This window comes from Micromonospora sp. NPDC005806, assembly GCF_042871425.1.
Taxonomy (GTDB): Bacteria; Actinomycetota; Actinomycetes; order Mycobacteriales; family Micromonosporaceae; genus Micromonospora.
In genome coordinates, this window is sequence record NZ_JBIAIL010000026.1 from 63,333 (window position 1) to 84,766 (window position 21,434).

Annotated in this window: 24 protein-coding genes; 18 read left to right on the plus strand and 6 right to left on the minus strand. The window is 73.4% G+C overall.

The annotated features are described in order from the left end of the window. The first annotated feature begins 14 nt into the window (after positions 1-14). Positions 15-659 (plus strand): MOSC domain-containing protein, encoded by a 645-nt coding sequence (locus ACFYOS_RS24335; protein WP_387145848.1) that lies wholly within the window; start codon positions 15-17, stop codon positions 657-659. A gap of 24 nt (positions 660-683) precedes the next feature. Here the strand turns inward: ACFYOS_RS24335 and ACFYOS_RS24340 are convergent, their stop codons facing one another. Both ACFYOS_RS24340 and ACFYOS_RS24345 read right to left on the minus strand, forming a co-directional pair. Continuing rightward, entirely contained in the window at positions 684-1,481 is a 798-nt protein-coding gene (locus tag ACFYOS_RS24340; protein ID WP_387145978.1) for a hypothetical protein, read from the minus strand. A gap of 177 nt (positions 1,482-1,658) precedes the next feature. Beyond that, entirely contained in the window at positions 1,659-2,468 is an 810-nt protein-coding gene (locus ACFYOS_RS24345; protein WP_387145852.1) for an enoyl-CoA hydratase-related protein, read from the minus strand. 19 nt (positions 2,469-2,487) lie between these two features. Here ACFYOS_RS24345 and hemW point away from each other — a divergent pair, with 19 nt between their 5' ends. Then, positions 2,488-3,711, plus strand: coding sequence for a radical SAM family heme chaperone HemW (gene hemW, locus ACFYOS_RS24350; protein WP_387145855.1), 1,224 nt, complete (start codon positions 2,488-2,490; stop codon positions 3,709-3,711). 38 nt (positions 3,712-3,749) lie between these two features. Here hemW and ACFYOS_RS24355 read toward each other — a convergent pair whose 3' ends face one another. Beyond that, positions 3,750-4,274 carry a DUF4870 domain-containing protein gene (locus tag ACFYOS_RS24355; RefSeq protein WP_387145858.1) on the minus strand — a complete coding sequence of 175 codons (525 nt, stop codon included), beginning with the start codon at positions 4,272-4,274 and terminating at the stop codon, positions 3,750-3,752. Positions 4,275-4,468: 194 nt separating this feature from the next. On the opposite strand from ACFYOS_RS24355, the gene hrcA reads away from it, so the two are divergent. The 3 genes from hrcA (at position 4,469) to ACFYOS_RS24370 (ending at position 7,443) form a co-directional block, all read left to right on the plus strand. Continuing rightward, complete coding sequence (gene hrcA, locus ACFYOS_RS24360; RefSeq protein WP_387145861.1) at positions 4,469-5,491, plus strand: heat-inducible transcriptional repressor HrcA; 1,023 nt, start codon at positions 4,469-4,471, stop codon at positions 5,489-5,491. Positions 5,492-5,564: 73 nt separating this feature from the next. Further along, on the plus strand, positions 5,565-6,707 hold the full coding sequence (gene dnaJ, locus ACFYOS_RS24365; RefSeq protein WP_387145864.1) for a molecular chaperone DnaJ: 1,143 nt from the start codon (positions 5,565-5,567) through the stop codon (positions 6,705-6,707). A gap of 1 nt (position 6,708) precedes the next feature. Further along, positions 6,709-7,443, plus strand: coding sequence for a 16S rRNA (uracil(1498)-N(3))-methyltransferase (locus ACFYOS_RS24370; RefSeq protein WP_387145867.1), 735 nt, complete (start codon positions 6,709-6,711; stop codon positions 7,441-7,443). Positions 7,444-7,564: 121 nt separating this feature from the next. Here the strand turns inward: ACFYOS_RS24370 and ACFYOS_RS24375 are convergent, their stop codons facing one another. Further along, positions 7,565-8,326 carry an SDR family NAD(P)-dependent oxidoreductase gene (locus ACFYOS_RS24375; RefSeq protein WP_387145870.1) on the minus strand — a complete coding sequence of 254 codons (762 nt, stop codon included), beginning with the start codon at positions 8,324-8,326 and terminating at the stop codon, positions 7,565-7,567. A gap of 46 nt (positions 8,327-8,372) precedes the next feature. Here ACFYOS_RS24375 and ACFYOS_RS24380 point away from each other — a divergent pair, with 46 nt between their 5' ends. The 8 genes from ACFYOS_RS24380 (at position 8,373) to ACFYOS_RS24415 (ending at position 15,864) form a co-directional block, all read left to right on the plus strand. Next, a complete protein-coding gene (locus tag ACFYOS_RS24380; RefSeq protein WP_387145873.1) occupies positions 8,373-8,723 on the plus strand; it encodes a histidine triad nucleotide-binding protein in 351 nt (116 codons plus the stop codon). 21 nt (positions 8,724-8,744) lie between these two features. After that, positions 8,745-10,121: a serine hydrolase domain-containing protein gene (locus ACFYOS_RS24385; protein WP_387145876.1), complete on the plus strand. Its 1,377-nt coding sequence runs from the start codon at positions 8,745-8,747 to the stop codon at positions 10,119-10,121. Between the two features lie 168 nt (positions 10,122-10,289). Next, a complete protein-coding gene (locus tag ACFYOS_RS24390) occupies positions 10,290-11,345 on the plus strand; it encodes a PhoH family protein (RefSeq protein ID WP_387145879.1) in 1,056 nt (351 codons plus the stop codon). 17 nt (positions 11,346-11,362) lie between these two features. Continuing rightward, positions 11,363-11,836: an rRNA maturation RNase YbeY gene (gene ybeY, locus ACFYOS_RS24395; protein WP_387145882.1), complete on the plus strand. Its 474-nt coding sequence runs from the start codon at positions 11,363-11,365 to the stop codon at positions 11,834-11,836. Further along, positions 11,812-13,221, plus strand: a complete 1,410-nt coding sequence (locus tag ACFYOS_RS24400) for a hemolysin family protein (protein ID WP_387145981.1) — start codon at positions 11,812-11,814, stop codon at positions 13,219-13,221. Before ybeY ends, ACFYOS_RS24400 begins: the two co-directional genes overlap by 25 nt. Further along, on the plus strand, positions 13,214-13,600 hold the full coding sequence (locus ACFYOS_RS24405) for a cytidine deaminase (RefSeq protein ID WP_387145885.1): 387 nt from the start codon (positions 13,214-13,216) through the stop codon (positions 13,598-13,600). The genes ACFYOS_RS24400 and ACFYOS_RS24405 overlap by 8 nt, the downstream gene beginning before the upstream one ends. Positions 13,601-13,605: 5 nt before the next feature. Then, positions 13,606-14,508 carry a GTPase Era gene (gene era, locus ACFYOS_RS24410; protein ID WP_387145983.1) on the plus strand — a complete coding sequence of 301 codons (903 nt, stop codon included), beginning with the start codon at positions 13,606-13,608 and terminating at the stop codon, positions 14,506-14,508. Between the two features lie 192 nt (positions 14,509-14,700). Next, entirely contained in the window at positions 14,701-15,864 is a 1,164-nt protein-coding gene (locus ACFYOS_RS24415) for an acyltransferase (RefSeq protein WP_387145888.1), read from the plus strand. Positions 15,865-15,945: 81 nt separating this feature from the next. Here the strand turns inward: ACFYOS_RS24415 and ACFYOS_RS24420 are convergent, their stop codons facing one another. Then, positions 15,946-16,743 carry a DUF4097 domain-containing protein gene (locus tag ACFYOS_RS24420; RefSeq protein ID WP_387145892.1) on the minus strand — a complete coding sequence of 266 codons (798 nt, stop codon included), beginning with the start codon at positions 16,741-16,743 and terminating at the stop codon, positions 15,946-15,948. 102 nt (positions 16,744-16,845) lie between these two features. On the opposite strand from ACFYOS_RS24420, the gene recO reads away from it, so the two are divergent. The 5 genes from recO (at position 16,846) to ACFYOS_RS24445 (ending at position 19,916) form a co-directional block, all read left to right on the plus strand. Next, a complete protein-coding gene (recO, locus tag ACFYOS_RS24425; protein ID WP_387145895.1) occupies positions 16,846-17,721 on the plus strand; it encodes a DNA repair protein RecO in 876 nt (291 codons plus the stop codon). Positions 17,722-17,753: 32 nt separating this feature from the next. Next, positions 17,754-18,530: an isoprenyl transferase gene (locus tag ACFYOS_RS24430; RefSeq protein ID WP_387145899.1), complete on the plus strand. Its 777-nt coding sequence runs from the start codon at positions 17,754-17,756 to the stop codon at positions 18,528-18,530. Between the two features lie 69 nt (positions 18,531-18,599). Beyond that, complete coding sequence (locus tag ACFYOS_RS24435; protein WP_363880164.1) at positions 18,600-18,785, plus strand: hypothetical protein; 186 nt, start codon at positions 18,600-18,602, stop codon at positions 18,783-18,785. 139 nt (positions 18,786-18,924) lie between these two features. Beyond that, positions 18,925-19,149: a thioredoxin reductase gene (locus tag ACFYOS_RS24440; RefSeq protein WP_387145903.1), complete on the plus strand. Its 225-nt coding sequence runs from the start codon at positions 18,925-18,927 to the stop codon at positions 19,147-19,149. Further along, positions 19,146-19,916, plus strand: coding sequence for a pirin family protein (locus ACFYOS_RS24445; protein WP_387145906.1), 771 nt, complete (start codon positions 19,146-19,148; stop codon positions 19,914-19,916). Before ACFYOS_RS24440 ends, ACFYOS_RS24445 begins: the two co-directional genes overlap by 4 nt. 3 nt (positions 19,917-19,919) lie before the next feature. On the opposite strand, the gene gndA is transcribed toward ACFYOS_RS24445, so the two are convergent. Beyond that, complete coding sequence (gndA, locus tag ACFYOS_RS24450) at positions 19,920-21,362, minus strand: NADP-dependent phosphogluconate dehydrogenase (RefSeq protein WP_387145909.1); 1,443 nt, start codon at positions 21,360-21,362, stop codon at positions 19,920-19,922. Between the last annotated feature and the right edge of the window lie 72 nt (positions 21,363-21,434).

Here is a 21,434-nt window from a genome sequence, read left to right on the forward strand (position 1 = left end):
TTAGGCTCACGGCCATGACGGGCAGGCTGGCGGCGGTGAATCTCGGCGTGGTGACCGACGCGGAGTGGGCTGGCGATCCGAGCGGCCGCAGCGGGATCGACAAGCGGCCGGCCGACGGCCCGGTGTCGATCCGGTTCGCCGGGGTGGCCGGCGACTTCATCGGCGAGCGGGCCCACCACGGCGGCCCCGACCAGGCCGTCTACGCGTATTCCGAGGAGGACGCCGGCTGGTGGGCGGCCGAGCTGGGCCGGGCGCTGCGACCGGGTGCCTTCGGCGAGAACCTCACCACGTACGCGGTGGACGTGACCGGCGCGGTGATCGGCGAGCGGTGGGCCGTCGGCTCCACCCTGCTGGAGGTGACCAAGCCGCGCACCCCGTGCGCCACCTTCGCCGGATTCTGGGGTGTGCCCGACCTGATCAAGCGGTTCACCGTGCGGGCCGCGCCCGGGGCGTACCTGCGGGTGCTGCGGGAGGGCGAGGTCGGCGCGGGCGACCCGGTCGAGGTGGTGGAGCGCCCCGCGCACGGGGTGACCATCGGCCAGGTGTTCCGGGCCACCACGCTGGAGCCCGAGCTGCTGCCCGCGCTGCTCGACGTGCCGGGGCTGCCCGAGCCGGTCCGGAAGAAGGTCCGCCGCCGCCTCGGCGTCACCGCCGCCTGACTGGCGCGGGGACCCGGTCGCGGGTCAGGTCGCGGCGAAGACCTCGGCGAGCACCTGGGTCGAGGCAGCGCCCTCGTCGCGGACCTTGGCCCAGGTGCCGTGCTCGGCGGTCCACTCCAGGCCGCCGAAGCGGACCCGCTTCACGCCGTGGTCGTCGGCGTGCGAGACCAGCCAGTGGGCGTACCGCCAGCCGTTGCGGCTGTCGGTCGCCGGGACGGCGAAGTCGGTCAGGTCGATCGGCGCGGTGAGCCCGGGCAGGCCCCAGTCCAGGGCGAGGTTCTCCGCCAGCGCCGCCGCCGCGGCCGGGCCGCGCATCGTCGGGTTCGGCCCGACCGTGCAGGCCACCGCGCCGGTCGCATTGCCGAGCAGCGCGCGGGTGAGGACCGCCGACTCGTCCGCCCACTTCTGGTACGCCTCGGGGTAGGCCGACCGCTGCACCCGCTGGGCGGCCTCGGTGACCCGCAGCTTCTCCCAGCCCTTGACCTTCTTCAGCGCGGCGTAGAACTTGTTCGCCGCGTAGCGCGGGTCGCGGATCTGCTGCGGGGTGCCCCACCCCTGGCTCGGGCGCTGCTGGAACAGCCCCAGCGAGTCCCGGTCGCCGTGCGCGATGTTGCGCAGGTGCGACTCCTGGTACGCGGTCGCCAGCGCCACCACCACCGCCCGCTCCGGCATCTGCCGCTGCGCGCCGATCGCCGCGATGGTGGCCGCGTTGGCCATCTGGTCGGCGCTGAGCACGACCTCACCGTCGGCCTGCACGGTGCAGGTACGGCTGGCCATGGGGAGCTGGAGGCGGTGCCCGAACTGCTTCGCGACGAACCACACGCCGAGCAGGGCGACCACCGCCACCACCACACCGGCTGCCACGATTGCCGCTCGAGTTCGCACCCGCACCCCCTGTCCCGACAGTCCGACCAGCGTACGTCCCACGGCGCGCGACACGGGTCGGCCGACCGGTTGCCTCCCGCTGCGTCACCACCCCGCCACCGCGCGGGGTCAGGTCTAGTCGGCGTGCTCTGCCGCACCACCGTCCAGAGCGGCCACCCATCGTGCCAATCTCTTCTCGCGGAACGCGAGCACGCCCTCCCGGCCCTCGTCGGAGAGGAAGTACCCGGTGGAGAGCGCGGCCAACTCGGCGATCTCCGCGCGCAGGTCGGTGGCGGCCGGCCGGCGCAGCAGTTCCTTGGTGCCGGCCAGGGCCCGCGGGGCGCCCTTGACCAGCGAGGCGCAGTAGCGCCGCACCGCGGCGTCCAGCCCGTCCGCCGGCACGGCGGCGGTGACCAGGCCGATCTCGGCGGCCCGCCGGCCGTCGAAGGTGTCGCCGGTCAGGTACAGCTCGGCGGCGGCGCGCGGCTGCAGCCGGGGCAGCACGGTCGCCGAGATCACCGCCGGGATCACCCCGATCCGGACCTCGGTGAAGGCGAACGTCGCCTCCTCCGCGCAGACCGCGAGGTCGGCCGCGGCGATCAGGCCCAGGCCGCCGGCCCGCGCCGGCCCGGCCACCTTCGCCAGCACCGGCTTCGGGCACTCCCGGACCGCGACCAGCACGTCGCCGAGCATCCCGGCGGGCACCGTCCCGCTGGCGTACGCGGCGGCGGTCTCCTTCAGGTCCGCCCCGGAGCAGAAGACCGGCCCGGTGTGGTCCAGCACGACCGCCCGGACGGCGTCGTCGGCGACCGCGGCGGCCAGCCCGGCCAGCAGCTCGGTCATCAGCGGGGTGGAGAGCGCGTTGCGGTTGTGCGGGCTGTCCAGGGTGAGGGTGGTCACCCCACGGGCCGTGGCGACCCGCACGAGAGCGTCCGGAGAGGTCATGCCGGGCACACTAGTGGCCATGCCCGGCGCTCTTCCAGAAGGCGAATCCGTCCCGCGCGACGGGTCGCTGCCCGCTGCCGCCCTTCGCTCCGTCGGCGCGCGCGGCTTCGGGGTGTACGTGCACGTCCCGTTCTGCGCCAGTCGCTGCGGCTACTGCGACTTCAACACGTACACCGCCGCCGAGCTGGGCGGTGGGGCCGGCCGCGAGTCGTACGCGGACAGCGTGCTGGCCGAGCTGGCCCTCGCCGGCCGGGTGCTCGGGGACACCCCGCCGCCGCGGGTGGACACGGTCTTCGTCGGCGGCGGCACCCCCACCCTGCTCCCCGCCGACGACCTGGCCCGGATCCTCGACGGGATCGACCGCACCTGGGGGCTGGCGGCCGACGTCGAGGTGACCACCGAGGCCAACCCGGAGTCGGTCACGCGTGAGTCGCTGAAGGCGCTGCGGGCGGCCGGCTACACCCGGATCTCGCTGGGCATGCAGTCCGCCGCCCCCGGGGTGCTGGCGATCCTGGACCGGCAGCACAGCGCCGGACGGGCCACCGCCGCCGCACTGGAGGCGCGGGACGCCGGGTTCGACCACGTGAACCTGGACCTGATCTACGGCACGCCGGGGGAGAGCGCGGCGGACTTCGCCGCCTCGCTGGACCAGGTGGTCGCGGCGGGCGTGGACCACGTCAGCGCGTACGCCCTGATCGTGGAGGACGGCACCCGGCTGGCCGCGCGGATGCGGCGCGGCGAGCTGCCGTACCCGAGCGACGACGTGGCGGCGGACCGCTACCTGGCCGCGGAGGCGGCGCTCGACGCGGCCGGCCTCTCCTGGTACGAGGTCTCCAACTGGGCCCGCTCCGAGGCGGCCCGGTGCCGGCACAACCTGCTCTACTGGACCGGCGCCGACTGGTGGGGCCTCGGTCCGGGGGCGCACAGCCATGTCGGCGGGGTGCGCTGGTGGAACGTCAAGCACCCCACCACGTACGCCCAGCGCCTGGCGGCGGGGGAGTCCCCCGGCCTGGCCCGGGAGGTGCTCACCCCCGACGAGGCGCACATGGAGGACGTGATGCTGCGGCTGCGGCTCGCCGCCGGCCTGCCCCTGGCGGTGCTGGACGACGCGGGGCGGGCGGCCGCCGACCGCGCCCTGGCCGACGGCCTGCTGGACCCCGACGGGTACGCGGCCGGCCGGGCGGTGCTCACCCTGCGCGGCCGGCTGCTGGCCGACGCGGTGGTCCGCGACCTGCTGCCCTGACCCGACCCGGCCGGCCCGTGGGCCGGCCGGGTGAGGGGTCATTTGATCAGGCTGGCTGACATCGGGTAGCGGTAGAGCTGCCCCTCGTTGGCCTTGACCCCGGCGAGGACGCCGAAGATGATGCCGACGATCATCGCGCCGAAGCCGATCACGATGCCGATCAGGATGCAGGTGAGGATCCAGCCGACCAGCGCGATGATCGACCAGATGAGCTGGAAGTTCAGCGCGGCGATCGCGTGTGCGCGGACGGTCGGCGACTGGTTTCCCCGGGCCAGCAGCGCGACGAGCGGGGCCACCCAGCCCAGCACGCCGCCACCGATCAACATCCCGGCCGCGCCGCCGAAGTGCGCGACCAGGGCCCAGGTCTTGTCGTCGTTGTTCGCGTAGCCGGCGGGGGGACCGTACGCGCCACCGGTCGGATAGCCGACACCCGGCGGGGGGTAGCCGCCCGGCGGGGGGTTGCCACCGGGGGGTGGGTAGCCACCCGACGGCGGCTGGCCGCCGGAGGGCGGCGGGTTGTCGCCGGGGTCCCCGGCTCCGGGAGGGCGAGGAGGTTCTGTCATGGAGGTCACGGTAGGTCTCCCGGGCAAGGGTGCGCTAGAGCGAGATCGCCCGCCATGTCCGGCGATCGGCACTGGCGGGCTTCTGCGGCCGGCCGCACCGGAGGTCCGTCCCTGATCATCGCGTCGGCGGGTACGCCGACGTAGACTGGCACTCGTTACAGTCGAGTGCCAGACGGCGTCAGGAGGTGGGGGAGATGGGTCTCGACGACCGCAAGCTCGCCGTGCTGCGCGCGATCGTCGAGGACTACGTCGCCACGCAGGAGCCGGTGGGCAGCAAGGCGCTGGTCGAGCGCCACCAGTTGGGCGTCTCCCCGGCGACCGTCCGCAACGACATGGCGGTGCTGGAGGAGGAAGGCTACATCCGGCAGCCGCACACCAGCGCCGGCCGGGTGCCCACCGACCGCGGCTACCGCCTCTTCGTCGACCGGCTCTCCCGGGTCAAGCCGCTCAGCCCCGCCGAACGCCGGGCCATCGAGCGCTTCCTGGTCGGCGCGGTCGACCTGGACGATGTCGTGCACCGCACGGTCCGGCTGCTGGCCCAGCTCACCCGCCAGGTCGCCGTGGTGCAGTACCCGAGCCTGGCCCGGTCGCGGGTGCGCCATCTGGAGCTGGTGCCGATCTCCACCACCCGCCTGATGGTGGTCATGATCGCCGACACCGGCCGGGTCGAGCAGCGGCTGGTCGAGTTGCCCGCGCCGACCCCCGCCGACGACGTCACCGACCTGCGCCGGTTGGTCAACGAGAAGCTGGTCGGCAGCCGGCTGTCGGACACCCCGCCGCTGGTGCAGGCGCTGGTCGACGAGTCCTCGGCGCAGCTCCGGCCGGCCATGGCCACGCTCTCCAGCGTGCTGCTGGAGACGCTGGTCGAGCGGCACGAGGAGCGCATCGCGCTGGCCGGCACGGCCAACCTGACCCGGGGCGGCCTGCTCGACTTCCAGGGCTCGCTGCGCCCGATCCTCGAGGCGCTCGAGGAGGAGGTCGTGCTGCTCAAGCTCATCGGCGAGGCCGAGCCGAGCACCACCCGGGTGCTGATCGGCGACGAGAACGAGATCGACAACCTGCGCGCCGCCTCGGTGGTCAGCACCGGGTACGGCCCGGGCAGCACCATCGTCGGCGGGCTCGGCGTGCTCGGGCCGACGCGGATGGACTACCCCGGCACCATCGCCACGGTGCGGGCCGTGGCACGCTACGTGGGCGAACTGCTGGCCCAGAACTGACCAGTCAGGGCCGACGGCCGACCTGTGGCCGACGCGGCGCGACGCGAGACGAAACACGAGGACACCGAACGCAGTGGCCAGGGACTACTACGGCATTCTCGGCGTCAGCCGGGACGCCTCCGACGACGAGATCAAGCGCGCCTACCGCAAGCTGGCGCGGCAGTTCCACCCGGACGTGAATCCGGATCCGGAGGCACAGGAGAAGTTCAAGGACATCAACGCCGCGTACGAGGTCCTCTCGGACGACCGGAAACGGCAGATCGTCGACCTGGGCGGCGACCCGCTCGCGCCGGGCGGCGGCGGTGCCGGCCCGGGCGGTCCGGGCGGCGCCGGTCCGTTCGTCGGCTTCCAGGACATCATGGACGCGTTCTTCGGCGGCGCGGCCGGCGGCGCGCGCGGGCCACGGCCGCGTACCCGGCCGGGCGCCGACGCTATCCTGCGGCTGGAACTGGACCTCAACGAGACCGCGTTCGGCGTCGAGGCCCCGATCACCGTCGACACGGCGGTGCTCTGCACCACCTGCTCCGGCGCGGGCACTGCGGCCGGCACCCACCTGGCCACCTGTGAGGCGTGCGGCGGCCGGGGCGAGGTGCAGTCGGTGCAGCGGACCTTCCTCGGCCAGGTGGTCTCCGCCCGGCCGTGCACGGTCTGCCAGGGCTACGGGACCACCATCCCGCACCCCTGCCCGACCTGCGCCGGCGACGGCCGGGTGCGGACCCGCCGCTCGCTCACCGTCAAGATCCCGGCCGGGGTCGAGGACGGCATGCGGATCCGGCTGGCCCAGCAGGGCGAGGTCGGCCCGGGCGGGGGCACCGCCGGCGACCTCTACGTGGAGATCCACGAGCGGCCGCACGACGTCTACTCCCGCAAGGGCGACGATCTGCACTGCCGGGTCACCGTGCCGATGACCGCCGCCGCGCTGGGCACCCGGCTCACCATCAAGACGCTGGACAGCGAGGAGACGGTCGACGTCAAGGCCGGCACCCAGCCCGGCAGCACGTTGCGGCTGCGCGCCAGGGGCGTACCGCACCTGCGCGGCACCGGTCGGGGTGACCTCTACGTCCACCTGGACGTGCGTACCCCGACCAAGCTCGACGCCGAGCAGGAGCGGATGCTGCGCGAGTTCGCCAAGACGCGGGGCGAGGAGGTCGCCGAGCTGACCAAGCAGGGCGGCTTCTTCTCCCGGATGCGCGACGCCTTCAACGGGCACGCCTGAGGTGTCCGCGCCGCTGTTCCTGGTGGACGCGCTGCCCACCGGCGACACGCTGACGCTCGACGGCCCGGAGGGGCACCACGCGGCGACCGTGCAGCGGCTGCGCGTCGGCGAGGAGTTGCTGCTCGCCGACGGCCGGGGTGGCACCGCCACCGCCGTGGTCACCGCCGTCGGCAGGGGCACCCTCGACCTGTCGGTCACCTCCCGGGGGTACGTCGACGCGTCGGTCCCCCGGCTGGTGGTGGTGCAGGGCATCGCCAAGGGTGACCGGGGTGAGCTGGCTGTGCAGGCGATGACCGAGGTCGGGGTGGACGAGATCGTCCCCTGGGCGGCGTCCCGCTCGGTGCCGCAGTGGCGCGGTGACCGGGGCGTACGGGCCCGGGAGAAGTGGGCGGCCACCGCCCGCGAGGCGGCCAAGCAGGCCCGTCGCGGTTGGCTTCCGGTGGTCGCCGGGACCCCGGACGAGTCGACGACCACGGTCGCCCGGCGGATCGCCGGCGCGGCCGCCGCGTTCGTGCTGCACGAGGAGGCCGGCGACCGGCTGGCCACCGCCGAACTGCCGGAGACCGGTGAGATCGTGCTGGTGGTGGGCCCGGAGGGCGGCATCGCCCCCGCCGAGCTGAGCGCCTTCCAGGAGGCCGGCGCCCGTACCGTGCGCCTCGGCCCGTCCGTGCTGCGCACCTCGACGGCCGGCGTGGCCGCGCTGAGCGTACTGGCCACCCGCCTCGCCCGCTGGTAGCCCCGCCCGCGTCCGCCACCCCGCGCCCCTTCCCCGCGTCGATCATGGGGTCGTGGCACCTAACAAAGGCCAGATAACGGTCGAAGCGGGTGCCGCAAGTCCATGATCGCCGGGGTGGGCGTCAGGTGCGCAGGTACGAGGCGCCGTTGAGGTCGAGGATGGTGCCGGAGGCCCATTCCGCCTCGGGGCTGGCCAGCCAGTGGACGGCGGCGGCGATCTCCTCGGCACGGGCCACCCGGTTGAACGGGGACTGGGCCCGGATGGCGTCGCCCCGCTCGCCGCTGAGGTGGGTGGTGGTCATGTCGGTCGCCACGAACCCGGGCGCCACGGTCGCCACCGCGATGCCGTACGGGGCCAGAGCCAGGGCCAGCGACTGACCGAGCGCATTCAGCCCCGCCTTGCTCGCCCCGTACGCCGGCTGCTCCGGCTCGCCCCGGAAGGCGCCCCGGGACGACACGTTGACGACCCGGCCGCCCCGCTCGCGCATGTGCTGGGCGGCACACCAGGTGACGTTGGCGGCGCCGGTCAGGTTGGTCTCCATGACCAGCCGCCACTGCTCCTGCCACTGCAGGTACGTGTTGCCGAAGACCGGGTGCGGCAGGTCCCGCGGGCCGTAGACGCCGGCGTTGTTGACCAGCACGTCGAGGCCGCAGAGCCGGTCGGCCGCCTGGTCGACCATGGCCCGCACCGCGTCCGGGTCGGCCAGGTCGGCGCGGACCACCACGTGCCCGTCGCCGGGCAACTCCGCACGCAGCGCCTCGGCCAGCGCCGCCGAGTCCCGGTGGTGGATCGCCACCCGGTCCCCGCCCGCCGCGAACGCCTGGGCGATCGCGCGCCCGATGCCGCGCGAGGCCCCCGTCACCAGTACCGCCCGAGAAGTCACGCGGCACATCATGCCCCAGCGGATCGGGACGACTTACCATGCCCCGATGGGAACCGACTGCCTGTTCTGCCGGATCGTCGCCGGGGAGATCCCGGCCACCATCGTGCGGGAGACCGCCACCACCCTCGCGTTCCGCGACATCGACCCCAAGGCCCCCACCCATGTGCTGGTGATCCCCAAGGAGCACTACGCGGACGTGGTGACCCTGGCCGAGGGCGACCCGGGGCTGGCCGGTGAGTTGCTGGCCACCGCCGCCGTGGTGGCCGAGGAGGAGGGGCTGACCACCGACGGCTTCCGGCTGATGTTCAACACCGGCCCGTGGGGCGGCCAGGAGGTCTTCCACGTGCACGCCCACCTGCTCGGCGGCGCCCCGCTCGGCCCGATGCTCTGCCGCTGAGGCACTCCCTAGACTGCTCTCATGATCACGGTGCATGACCGGCTCGGCCGGATGGTGCGGCAGGCCCAGGCGCACGGTCGGATCCCGGCGGTCTCGGTCGCCCTGCACCGGGCCGACCGGCCGCTCTGGACCTGCGCGGCCGGCGGGACCGGCAACGACACCCCGCTCGGCCCGGAGACGGTGTTCCGGATCGGCTCGGTCACCAAGACCTTCACCTCGGTGCTGGTCATGCAGTGCCGCGACGAGGGGCTGCTCGACCTGGACGACCCGATCGGGCGGCACCTCGACCTGCCGGCGCACGGCGAGCTGACCGTACGCCGGCTGCTGTCGCACACCGCGGGCCTGCAACGCGAGCCGCACGGCGACGTCTGGGACAGCCTGCGTGCGCCCGACGTGGCCCAGCTCGTCGCCGACCTGGCCCAGGTGGAGCGGGTGCTGCCGACCGGGCGGCGCTACCACTACTCCAACCTCGGAATGGCGCTCCTCGGCGAGCTGGTCGCCCGGCTGCGCGGCGGCACCTGGGCGGAGGTGCTGGCGGAGCGGGTGCTGGTGCCGCTCGGGTTGACCGGCACCGGCCCGACGCCGGGGGAGCGGGCGGCGACCGGGTTCCTGGTCGACGCGTACTCCGACGAGGCGCACCCGGAACCGCCGACCGACTTCGGCGCGGTGGCCCCGGCGGCGCAGCTCTGGAGCACCGCCCCGGACATGGCCCGCTGGGCGGCCTTCCTGGCCGACCCGGCCGCGCTCGACCCGGCCGGCGCGGTGCTCGCCCCGAGCACCCTGGACGAGATGCGCTGGCCGCTCACCACCACCGACGAGACGCTCTGGGCGGGCGGCTTCGGGCTCGGCCTGATCCTGGTGCCACAGCCGGGGCGGGTGATGCACGTGGGGCACGACGGGGCCATGCCCGGTTTCCTGGCCGCCGTCTACGGCCGGCGTGGTGGCGACGGCACCGCCGGCGCGATGGGCTGCGCGGTGCTCGGCTCCTCCGGCACCGGCGTGGCGGTGTTCGACCTGCCGCACCAGCTGCTCGCCGCCGCTGCCGAGCACGACCCGGCCGACATCGAGCCGTGGCGCCCCGGCCCGCCGGCCCCGGAGCACCTGCGCGGGATGCTGGGCCGCTGGTGGGGCGAGGGCTTCGAGTACGTCTTCTCCTGGCACGAGGGGACGCTGCGGGCCCGGGGCGCGGACGACCCGGCCGGCCGGCCGCCCGCCGTGTTCGCGCCGCTGCCGGACCGCCCGGATGTGTTCCGCACCGTCTCCGGCCGGGAGGTGGGCGAGCTGCTCCGGCTGACCCGCGACGAGCACGGCGCGGTGGTCCGGATGCACTGGGCCACGTACCGCTTCACCCGGCACCAGGAGACCTTCGAGGGGTACGACTTCCGCGCCGGCAATTGATCTCCTGGCAGCGACAACAGGTCTGTTCGCCGGGCTGCGCCCGGCGGAAATGGGCGCGGTGCGTACGGTGTTGACCCGATACGATGGGTGTAACGTCCGCACGCCGCGCCAGCAGGGCCCGGCGCCGAGATCGAGAGCAGGTGGCGCAGGGCCCGACGGGCCCGACCTATGACCGGCACCCCACCTCCCGGCCCGCCCCGGGTGCAGACCAGGATCACGGTCCCCGAGCAGAAGATCATGGTGAACCTGCTCGGCGCGGGCGACGAGATCCTTCGACTCGTCGAACGCTCGGTCAACAGTGACGTCCACGTGCGTGGCAACGAGATCACCATCACCGGCGCGCCCGCGGACAACGCCCTCGCCGAGCGCCTCTTCAGCGAGCTGCTCGAACTCATCGAGAAAGGCGAGACCCTGACCACCGACGCCGTACGGCGTACCGTCGGCATGCTCGAGCAGGGCAGCACCGAGCGGCCCGCCGAGGTCCTGACGCTCAACATCCTCTCCCGGCGCGGCCGCACCATTCGTCCCAAGACGCTCGGGCAGAAGCGCTACGTCGACGCGATCGACGCGCACACCATCGTGTTCGGCATCGGTCCCGCCGGCACCGGCAAGACCTACCTGGCCATGGCGAAAGCCGTCCAGGCGCTCCAGGCCAAGCAGGTCAACCGGATCATCCTCACCCGGCCGGCGGTCGAGGCGGGGGAGCGACTGGGCTTCCTGCCCGGCACCCTGAACGAGAAGATCGACCCCTACCTGCGGCCGCTGTACGACGCGCTGCACGACATGCTCGACCCGGAGTCCATCCCGAAGCTGATGGCCGCCGGCACCATCGAGGTGGCGCCGCTGGCCTACATGCGGGGTCGGACGCTGAACGACGCGTTCATCATCCTGGACGAGGCGCAGAACACCACGCCCGAGCAGATGAAGATGTTCCTCACCCGGCTCGGCTTCGGTTCCAAGATCGTGGTCACCGGTGACGTCACCCAGGTGGACCTTCCCGGCGGGACGACCAGCGGCCTGCGGGTGGTCCGGGAGATCCTGAGCAACGTCGAGGACGTGCACTTCGCCCAGCTCTCCAGCTCCGACGTGGTCCGCCACAAGCTGGTGGGCGAGATCGTCGACGCGTACGCCCGCTGGGACGAGCGGGAGAACCAGCAGGCGCAGAGCGTGCACGCCGTGCCCGGGCGCACCGCCCAGGGCGGCCGGGCCGGCCGGCGCCGCTAACCAGCAGAGGAAGACAGTTGTCCATCGAGATCGCCAACGAGTCGGGTGTCGAGGTCGACACCGACGCCGTGCTCGCCGTCGCCCGGCACGCCCTCGACGAGATGGGGGTAAACCCCCTCGCCGAGCTCTCCATCCTGCTGGTCGACATCGACTACATGTCCGAGCTGAACCATCGCTGGATGGGCGGCGACGGCCCCACCGACGTGCTCGCCTTCCCCATGGACGAGGGCAGCGTCGACCACGGCCCGGGGGAGAGCAGCCCGGCCGGCGGTGAACCCGCCCTGCTCGGCGACATCGTGCTCTGCCCGGAGGTGGCGGCCAAGCAGGCGGCCACCGCCGGCCACTCGCCCGCCGACGAACTGCACCTGCTCACCGTGCACGGTGTGCTGCACCTGCTCGGCTACGACCACGCCGAGCCGGAGGAGGAGCGGGAGATGTTCGGTCTCCAGGCCCGACTGCTGGCCAGCTGGCGGTCGACCCGGTCGAAGTGATGACAACCATGGCGGCCGGCGTTCCCGCTGGCCTGCCCGATGTCCAGCTCATCGTCTTCGCGGCGGGGCTGGTGGTGCTCGCCGGCCTGATCGCGATGACCGAGGCGGCGCTGGCCGCCGTCTCCCCGGCCCGGGCCGCCGAGCTGGCCCGCGACGGGGCCCGCGGCGCGCGTACCCTCCAGACGGTCGCCGGTGACGTGGTCCGCCACCTCAACCTGCTGCTCCTGGTCCGGTTGCTGGCCGAGCTGACCGCAACCACGCTGGTCGCGCTGGTGGCGGTGGACAGCTTCGGTGCCGGCTGGCGGGCCGCCCTGGTCACCGCCGGGGCGATGACCGTGGTGAGCTTCGTGGTGGTCGGCGTGGCGCCGCGCACCATCGGCCGGCAGCACGCGTACGCGGTGGGGCGGACGGTCGCCCCGCTGGTGCGTTGGCTGGGCCGGGCGCTCAACCCACTGGCCTCGCTGCTGATCCTGATCGGCAACGCGGTCACTCCGGGCAAGGGCTTCCGGGAGGGGCCGTTCGCCAGCCAGGTGGAGCTGCGCGAGGTGCTCGACCTGGCGGAGCAGCGCGGCGTGGTGGAGCACGGCGAACGCCAGATGATCCACTCGGTCTTCGCCCTCGGCGACACCATCGCCCGCGAGGTGATGGTGCCGCGTACCGAGATGGTGTGGATCGAGGAGCGCAAGACGCTCAGCCAGGCGCTGGTGCTCTTCCTGCGCTCCGGCTTCTCCCGCATCCCGGTGATCGGCGAGAGCGTGGACGACGTGCTCGGGGTGCTCTACCTCAAGGACCTGATCCGGCGCACCCAGGGCGGTGACCCGCGCACCGCCCAGCTCCCGGTGTCGGAGCTGATGCGCCCGGCGACCTTCGTGCCGGAGTCGAAGCCGGTCGACGACCTGCTCTCCGAGATGCAGGCGGCCCGCAACCACCTGGTCATCGTGGTCGACGAGTACGGCGGCACCGGCGGCCTGGTCACCATCGAGGACATCCTGGAGGAGATCGTCGGCGAGATCACCGACGAGTACGATGTCGAGCGCCCGCCGGTCGAGCGCCTGGAGGACGGGTCCGTGCGGGTGGCCGCGCGGCTGCCCGTGGAGAATCTGGGCGAGCTGTTCGACACCGAGCTGCCCACCGACGAGGTGGAGACGGTCGGCGGCCTGCTCGCCCAGTCGCTGGGCCGGGTGCCGATTCCCGGTGCCGAGGCCGAGGTGGCCGGGCTCCGGCTGATCGCCGAGGGCACCACGGGTCGGCGCAACCGGATCGACACCGTGCTGGTGAGCCGGGTCGAGCCGACCGACGCACCCGACAGCGCGGGGCGCGGCGAGTCCGCCGAGTCCCGCGGCAACCACAACCGTTCCGAGGAGAGGCAACCCGCCGATGCCTGAGTCTTCCGCCGTGCCGGCCGCCCGGCCCACCCCGTCCGACCCGGCCAAGCTGAGCGCCGAGGACGGCAAGCTGGTCGTCCTGGCCCGGGGCGCGCGTGGCCGGGTCGGCGCCGTGGAGGGCGCGGCGGTCCGTGACCAGGACGGCCGGACGTACGCGGCGGCCAGCGTGGCGCTGCCGTCGCTGACGCTGACCGCGCTCCAGCTCGCGGTCGCCTCGGCGGTCGCCGCCGGCGCCGCCCGGCTGGAGGCCGCGGTGGTGGTGACCGAGGCCTCGACGCTGGACGGCGCGGGGCATGCCGCCGTGCGGGACCTCGCCGCCGACGCGCCGATCCACGTGGCCGCGCCGGACGGCACCGTCCTCGGTACGGTGATCGAGTGACCGGGCTGCGGGACCCGGAGGAGCCGCGCCCGTACCGGGCCGGTTTCGCCTGTTTTGTCGGGCGGCCGAACGCCGGCAAGTCGACGCTGACCAACGCGATCGTCGGCACCAAGATCGCGATCACCTCGAACAAGCCGCAGACGACCCGGCACGTCATCCGGGCGGTGCTGCACCGGCCGGACTCGCAGCTCGTCCTGGTCGATACCCCGGGTCTGCACCGGCCCCGGACGCTGCTCGGCGAGCGGCTGAACGACCTGGTGCGGGAGACCTGGAGCGAGGTCGACGTGATCGGCCTCTGCATCCCGGCGAACGAGCCGATCGGTCGGGGCGACCGGTTCATCACCGGCGAGCTGGCCAGCCTCAAGGCGACCGTGCTGGCCGTGGTCACCAAGACCGACCTGGTGGACAAGAAGCGGCTGGCCGAGCAGCTCCTCGCGGTGAGCGAGCTGGCCGACTTCGCCGACGTGGTGCCGGTGAGCGCGGTCTCCGGGCACCAGGTGGACACGCTGGCCGGCGTGATGACCGGCTACCTGCCCGAGTCGCCGCAGCTCTACCCGGACGACATGCTCACCGACGACCCCGAGCAGGTGCTGGTCGCCGAGCTGATCCGCGAGGCGGCTCTGGAGGGCGTCCGGGACGAGCTGCCGCACTCCATCGCCGTCGTGGTGGAGGAGATGATCCCGGAGGGCGGCAACCTCACCAAGATCTACGCCGACGTGTACGTCGAGCGGCCGAGTCAGAAGGCGATCGTGATCGGTCACCGGGGCAGCCGGCTCAAGGCGGTCGGCACCAACGCCCGCCGCCAGATCGAGGAGCTGCTCGGCACCCGGATCTATCTGGACCTGCACGTCCGGGTCGCCAAGGACTGGCAGCGCGACCCGAAGCAGCTGCGCAAACTCGGTTTCTGACCGCACGTCCGCACCGCCGGTCCCGGCTCCCGGGGCCGGCGGTGCGCGTTTTAGGGGGCCTAGCCGGGCTGGTCGCAATCGGCCGGCTTTATGGGAAGTTTCACTTTTGACCCCCGCCTGTTGCTCGTTTCGCCGCGGCCGGTCGGAGGGTAGGGGAACGTTGAACCCGCCCCCGGACATAGATGCAGGCTGATGCGAAACCGATACCTGGACCTGCTCCGCTTCCTGGCCATCGTCCGAGTCGTCGTCTATCACGTGACGGGCTACGCCGCGCTCGCGCTGGTGTTCCCGGCCATGTCGGTGATGTTCGCCCTCGCCGGTTCGCTGATGGCCGCCTCGCTGGACCGGACCGGCGTACCGGCCGTGCGGCGCCGGCTGCGTCGCCTGCTGCCGTCGCTCTGGGTGCTCGCCGCGGTCTTCGTGCCGGCCATGCTGCTCACCGGGCTGCCGCTCACCCCGAAGGTGCTGCTCTGGCTCTTCCCGGTCAGCGACCCGCCGGCCAACCACTGGGGCGGGCTGGCCCTGAGCCCGATCTGGTACCTACGGGACTACCTGTGGTTCGTGCTCGCCTCGCCGCTCGTCCTCTGGCTGTTCCGGCGAGCCCCGCTGCCCACCCTCCTCGCCCCGTACGCGCTGCTCGCGGCGATCGAGTTCGGCATCCTCGCGGACGCCCCGACCGTGCTGCGCGAGTTCGGCCTGTACTTCGGCGCCTGGCTGCTCGGCTTCGCCCACCACGACGGCCTGCTGCGCCGGATGCGCAACCGGGTGCTGGTGCCCACCGGGCTGGTCCTCGGCGCGGCCGGCCTGACCTGGATCTTCACCCACCCCGGCCCGCGCGGCTACGACCTCAACGACATCCACCTCGGCAACGCGCTCTGGTCGGCGGCGTTCATCCTGGTGGCGATCGGCCGGGCACCGGCCGAGGCGGCCTGGGTCGACCGCAACCGGGTGCTGAGCGGGGCGGTCACCCTGCTGAACCGGCGGGCGCTCACCATCTACCTGTGGCACATGCCGTTCGTGGTGGCGCTCACCCCGCTGGTCCACCTGGTCGGCTGGTCCCCGCGCGACCCGGTGGGCCTCGCCATCCGGGTGGTGCTGGTCTTCGCGCTGGTCGGCGTGGTCACCCTGCTGGTCGGCTGGGTGGAGGACGTGGCGGCCCGGCGTACCCCGGAACTGTTCCCCGGCCGGCCCCGGCGGACGGTGGCCGAGCGGGCGGCGGCCGCCCCGGCCAGCCCCGCGCCGGCCGGCGCGGAGTCCGAGCTGGTCGGCGCCGGCGCGGCAGCCGCCCGTCCCGCCGCCCCCCGCGTCCCCGCGCCACGTCCCGCGCTCGGCGAGCGCGTGACCCGAGGGGCCTGATGCACGGAAAGAGTGGCCATGGCGGAAGGATGGCCACTCTTTCCGTGAATTTGCGCGAATCTCGCGGGCGGGGCGGGTGGGTCAGCGTCGGGTGATGGTGACGTTGCCGCTGGTGGCGGTCACGTCCAGCAGCAGGGACGCGGTCGGGTCGTCGCTCACGCCGCCCAGGTCGGTGTCGCCGGACTCGGCGCTCGCCCGCACCCGGTACCGGTCGTCGGGCACGGTCAGGTTGATGTCGCCGCTGGTGGCGCGCAACCGGACCGGGGCCGGCTTGTCCAGCTCGACGGTGACGTTGCCCGAGGTGGCCTCCGCGTCCACCGCGCCGGCCAGCCGTCGCGCCTGGACGTCGCCGGAACTGGCCCGCAGCCGGACGGCTCCGGCGGCGTCGACCACCTCGATGTTGCCCGAGGTGGTCGCGGCGCGGACGTCGCCGCGCGCCCCGCTCACCCTGATGTCACCGGAGCTCAGGGTGAAGTCCACCGTGCCGACCTGGGTCAGCTCGACGTTGCCGGAGCTGCTCTCGCCGCGTACCGCCACGCCCTCGGGGGCGGTCACCTCATAGGAGACGCTGCACTGGGAGCCGCAGTCGGTGTCGAGGACCAGCTCGTCGCCGTTCATCTCGTACCGGGTGTCGGGCTGGGCGCCCTGGTAGCGGACCACCCGCTTGATTCGTACCTGCGGGGCGGTACCGGAGGCGTGGACCGTGATGTCGCCCGAGCCGCCGGGGCGCACGGTGATCCGGGTGATCTTCACGGCCTCGGTGTTGTCGTAGTCGAGCCGGCGGAACGACAGGGTGTCACACCCGGCGAGGAGGATCAGGGTGGTGGCCGCGCCGACGGCGACGGCGGTCCGGTGTGCAGCCTTGGGGTGTGCAGCCATGGTGAGCACCGTAGGGCCGGGCGGCCCGATCACACATCGGGGTTTGTCCGCCCGTGCACCCCGAACCGACCCTGAGATCGCACCCCGAGGGAGAATGGCCCGATGGCCGGGTACCGCCGACAGCTCTACCGCGACGACGCGGTGGTGCTGCGCGTGCAGAAGCTGGGCGAGTCCGACCGGATCATCACCCTGCTCACCCGCCGGCACGGCCGGCTGCGCGCGGTGGCCCGCGGTGTCCGGCGCACCACCAGCAGGTTCGGCGCCCGGCTGGAGCCGTTCGGGCACGTCGACCTCCAGCTCGCCGGGGACCCGAAGGGCAACCAGGGCAGCTCGCTGCACACCATCAGCCAGGTCGAGGGCATCGACCTGTACGGCAAGCGATTCCTCGGCGACTATCCCCGCTACACGGCGGCCAGCGCCATCGCCGAGACCGCGGAACGGCTCACCCCGGTCGAGCGCGAGCCGTCGACGCGGCTGTTCCAGCTCACCCTCGGCGCGCTGCGCGCGCTGGCCCGCGGCGAGCACGCCACCACGCTGGTGCTCGACGCGTACCTGCTGCGCGGGATGGCGTTCGCCGGCTGGGCGCCGGCGCTGACCGCCTGCGCGGTCTGCGGCACCCCCGGGAAGCACCGGGCGTTCTCCGTGCCGGCCGGGGGTGTGGTCTGCCCGGACTGCCGCCCGCCCGGCGCCGCCCATCCCGCCCCGGCGACCGTCGACCTGATGTCCGCGCTGACCACCGGCGACTGGGCGTTGGCCGACGCCACCGAGACCGGCGTACGCCGGGAGTGCAGCGGCCTGGTCGCGGCGCACCTCCAGTGGCACCTGGAGCGCGCGCTACGCTCGCTGCCGCTGGTCGACCGGGGTGCCCCGGCGTCCGGCGCGGTCCCGCCGCCCGGCGGCGCGGGGCCGGGTGTGGTCCCGCCGCGCGCCGGCGAAGGGCCCGCCGCCGCTGGTGTGAACAGGGAGAGGACCGAGTGATCCGATCGAAGAGGGCCGTCCGGCGTGAGCCGGTGCCACCGACTCCGCACCCGTCGGGTGCCCGGCCGCCGGCCCTGCCGGCCGACGCGCTGCCGAAGCACATCGCCGTGGTCATGGACGGCAACGGCCGCTGGGCCAAGGAGCGCGGCCTGCCCCGCACCAAAGGTCACGAGCAGGGCGAGCACAGCCTCTTCGACACCGTCGAGGGCGCGATCGAGCTGGGCATCCCCTACCTGTCGGCGTACGCCTTCTCCACCGAGAACTGGCGGCGCTCGCCGGACGAGGTCCGCTTCCTGATGGGCTTCAACCGGGACGTCATCCGTCGCCGCCGGGACCAGCTCGTCGACCTGGGCGTCCGGGTGGTCTGGTCCGGCCGGGCCGGGCGGCTCTGGAAGAGCGTGATCTCCGAGCTGCAGACCGCTGAGGAGATGTCCCGGGGCAACTCGACGCTGACCCTGCAGTTCTGCGTCAACTACGGCGGCCAGGCGGAGATCGCCGACGCCGCCGCCGCGATCGCCCGCGACGTGGCCGCCGGCAAGCTCGACCCGGGCAAGGTCAGCGAGAAGACCATCTCGAACTACCTCTACCACCCGGAGGTCCCCGAGGTGGACCTCTTCCTGCGCCCCTCCGGCGAGCAGCGCACCTCCAACTTCCTGCTCTGGCAGAGCGCGTACGCCGAACTGATCTTCCTCGACACCCTCTGGCCGGACTTCGACCGCCGTCACCTCTGGTACGCCTGCGAGCTCTACGCCCAGCGGGACCGCCGCTTCGGCGGTGCGCTACCCAACCCGGTGGCCCCGGGAGTCTGAGGTCACGCTTATCGACGTGACGCGCTGGGTACCAGTACGGACAGCAGCCGATCACGGAGGTGAACCCACATGATTCAGAAGCGGATCGCGCAGTGGGCGGTCATGGCGGTCGCCGTGCCGCTGGCGGCGGCCGGTGCGCGCCGGCTCAGCCACTCCCTGGAGGCTCGTCGCGGCCCGACCGGGGTGAGCCGCCTGCTCGCCAAGGGCGCCGACATGCTCCGGCCGCAGAAGGCCAAGCGTCGTCGGTTCTGGTGACGTCGACGGTCCGCCGCAGCGTTGCGGCGGACCGTACCCGCGGGCGCCCCGCATCCGGCTTTCCGGCCGGGAGCGGGGCGCCCGCGCGTACGATCGGCGCAGGGCGCGCCGCCCGGACGTGCCCGCCACGGGGGTGGGGATGCGGGATCTCCGGTACAAGATGATCATGGCGCTGAACGCGGCCGACCTCGGCAGCCCGATCTGCGAGCAGGTCGCCGAGATCTGCGCCGAGATCGCCGAGCAGCACTGCGCCGAGTTCGGGCACGTGCCGAGCGTGCGTTCCGGCGAGATCGCCGAGCTGGCGGGCACCGGCGAGCCGGCGCTGACCTGGGCGCCCACCGAAACCGGGCAGCGTGCCTGGTGACCGCGGCAGTGGTACCCACGCCCTCGGTGGACGTCCGGACGGCCGACAGCCGGTTCAAGACCCGACTGTCCTGGCTCGATTCGAAGCACTCGTTCTCGTTCTCCCGGCACTACGACCCGGCCAACACTCATCACGGACTGCTGCTGGTCAACAATGACGACGTGGTGCGCCCGGGCACCGGCTTCGAGACCCACCCGCACCAGGACATGGAGATCGTGACCTGGGTGCTGCGCGGCTCGCTGGTGCACCAGGACTCCACCGGCCACTCCGGCGTGATCTATCCGGGGCTGGCCCAGCGGATGAGCGCCGGCACCGGCATCCTGCACTCGGAGAAGAACGACTCCTGGCGGCTGGAGGGTCAGGCCCCGCACCGGGACCCCGTCCACTTCGTCCAGATGTGGGTCGTCCCCGACACCGAGGGCGTCGACCCCGGCTACGAGCAGCTGGAGATCGGCGACGAACTGCTCCGCGGCGGCCTGATCCCGGTCGCCTCCGGCATGGACCGGTACGACGGCGCGTCCGCGATCCGGATCCGGAACCGGTACGCCACCCTGCATGCCGCGCGGCTCAGCCCGGGCGACGAGGTGGCCCTCCCGGACGCGCCCTTCCTGCACCTGTACGTGCCGGCCGGCGCGGTGACGCTGGAGGGCAGCGGACGGCTCGCCGAGGGTGACGCCGCCCGGATCACGATGACCGGCGGCCAGCGGGTGGCCGCCACCGAGCCGGCGGAGATCCTGGTCTGGGAGATGCACGCCACCCTCGCCTGAGGGTCAGGCCTCCACTTCGGAGCGGTCCCCGGCCCAGCGGGTGTGGAACGAGCCCTCCCGGTCCACCCGGTGGTAGGTGTGCGCCCCGAAGTTGTCCCGCAGGCCCTGGATCAGCGCGGCCGGCAGCCGCTCGGCGCGCAGGCCGTCGAAGTAGGCCAGCGACGACGAGAAGGCCGGCGTCGGCACGCCCGCCCGGGCCGCGTCGGCCACCACCCGCCGCCAGCCCGGCACCCCGGCGTCGACCCGGTCGGCGAACCACGGGGCCACCAGCAGCGTGGCCAGCTCCGGCTCGGCGTCGTACGCCTCCCGGATCCGGTCCAGGAAGCGGGCCCGGATGATGCAGCCGCCCCGCCAGATGGTGGCCGTGCCGCCCAGGTCGATGCCCCAGTCGTACTCCCGGCTGCCGGCGCGGATGTGGTCGAAGCCCTGCGCGTACGCGACGATCTTGCTGGCCAGCAGCGCGCGCCGGACGTCCTCGACGAACGTCTCCCGGTCGTCCACCTGCCACTTCTCGCCGGCGTCGGGGAAGGCGCGGCGGGCGGCGGCCCGCTGGTCGGCGTGCCCGGACAGCGACCGCGCGAAGGTGGCCTCGGCGATGCCGGTGATCGGGATGCCCAGGTCGAGCGCGCTCTGCACGGTCCACCGGCCGGTGCCCTTCTGCTCGGCCTGGTCGAGCACGACGTCGACGAAGGGCCGGCTGGTCGCCGCGTCGGTGTGCGCCAGCACGTCGGCGGTGATCTCGATGAGGAAGGACTCCAGCTCGCCGCCGTTCCACTCCCGGAAGATCTCCGCGAGCTCCGCCGGGCTCGCCGACAGCCCGGCCCGAAGCAGGTCGTACGCCTCGGCGATGAGCTGCATGTCGGCGTACTCGATGCCGTTGTGGACCATCTTCACGAAGTGGCCGGCGCCGTCCGGGCCGATGTGCCGGCAGCACGGGACGCCGTCCACCTGGGCGGCGATCTTCTCGAAGATCGGGCCGAGCTTCCGGTAGGACTCGGCCGAGCCGCCCGGCATGATGCTCGGGCCGTGCAGCGCGCCCTCCTCGCCGCCGGAGACGCCGGTGCCGACGAAGTGCAGCCCGTGCCCGCGCAGCGCCTCCTCCCGGCGGCGGGTGTCGGCGAAGTGCGCGTTGCCGCAGTCGACCACGATGTCCCCCGCCTCGAGCAGGGGGACCAGTTCGTCGATCACCGCGTCCGTGGGGGCGCCCGCCTTCACCATGACGATCACCGCGCGGGGCCGCTCCAGCGAGGCGACGAAGTCCGCGAGGGACTCCGACGGCACGAAGGTGCCCTCGTCGCCGTGCTCGGCCATCAGGCGGCGGGTGCGTTCGGGCGAGCGGTTGTGCAGCGCCACGGCGAAGCCGTTGCGGGCCAGGTTCCGGGCCAGGTTGCGGCCCATCACCGCCAGCCCGGTGACCCCGATCTGCGCCGTCGCCTGCTGTGCCATGCGTACCGCCACCTCTCCTCGGGCTGCCCGTGCTGCGACCGTATCGCGGCCGGTGCGGGTCCGGGCCGGGAC

What these genes read in the sequence shown, in the direction of transcription:
- hrcA (WP_387145861.1), top strand. Translation starts at nt 4,469, where the DNA reads ATGGGTCTCGACGACCGCAAGCTCGCCGTGCTGCGCGCGATCGTCGAG.
- ACFYOS_RS24390 (WP_387145879.1), top strand. Translation starts at nt 10,290, where the DNA reads ATGACCGGCACCCCACCTCCCGGCCCGCCCCGGGTGCAGACCAGGATC.
- gndA (WP_387145909.1), bottom strand. Translation starts at nt 21,362, where the DNA reads ATGGCACAGCAGGCGACGGCGCAGATCGGGGTCACCGGGCTGGCGGTG.
- hemW (WP_387145855.1), top strand. Translation starts at nt 2,488, where the DNA reads ATGCCCGGCGCTCTTCCAGAAGGCGAATCCGTCCCGCGCGACGGGTCG.
- ACFYOS_RS24380 (WP_387145873.1), top strand. Translation starts at nt 8,373, where the DNA reads ATGGGAACCGACTGCCTGTTCTGCCGGATCGTCGCCGGGGAGATCCCG.
- ACFYOS_RS24415 (WP_387145888.1), top strand. Translation starts at nt 14,701, where the DNA reads ATGCGAAACCGATACCTGGACCTGCTCCGCTTCCTGGCCATCGTCCGA.
- ACFYOS_RS24420 (WP_387145892.1), bottom strand. Translation starts at nt 16,743, where the DNA reads ATGGCTGCACACCCCAAGGCTGCACACCGGACCGCCGTCGCCGTCGGC.
- ACFYOS_RS24355 (WP_387145858.1), bottom strand. Translation starts at nt 4,274, where the DNA reads ATGACAGAACCTCCTCGCCCTCCCGGAGCCGGGGACCCCGGCGACAAC.
- ACFYOS_RS24385 (WP_387145876.1), top strand. Translation starts at nt 8,745, where the DNA reads ATGATCACGGTGCATGACCGGCTCGGCCGGATGGTGCGGCAGGCCCAG.
- ACFYOS_RS24440 (WP_387145903.1), top strand. Translation starts at nt 18,925, where the DNA reads ATGCGGGATCTCCGGTACAAGATGATCATGGCGCTGAACGCGGCCGAC.
- ACFYOS_RS24335 (WP_387145848.1), top strand. Translation starts at nt 15, where the DNA reads ATGACGGGCAGGCTGGCGGCGGTGAATCTCGGCGTGGTGACCGACGCG.
- recO (WP_387145895.1), top strand. Translation starts at nt 16,846, where the DNA reads ATGGCCGGGTACCGCCGACAGCTCTACCGCGACGACGCGGTGGTGCTG.
- ACFYOS_RS24435 (WP_363880164.1), top strand. Translation starts at nt 18,600, where the DNA reads ATGATTCAGAAGCGGATCGCGCAGTGGGCGGTCATGGCGGTCGCCGTG.
- ACFYOS_RS24405 (WP_387145885.1), top strand. Translation starts at nt 13,214, where the DNA reads ATGCCTGAGTCTTCCGCCGTGCCGGCCGCCCGGCCCACCCCGTCCGAC.
- ACFYOS_RS24345 (WP_387145852.1), bottom strand. Translation starts at nt 2,468, where the DNA reads ATGACCTCTCCGGACGCTCTCGTGCGGGTCGCCACGGCCCGTGGGGTG.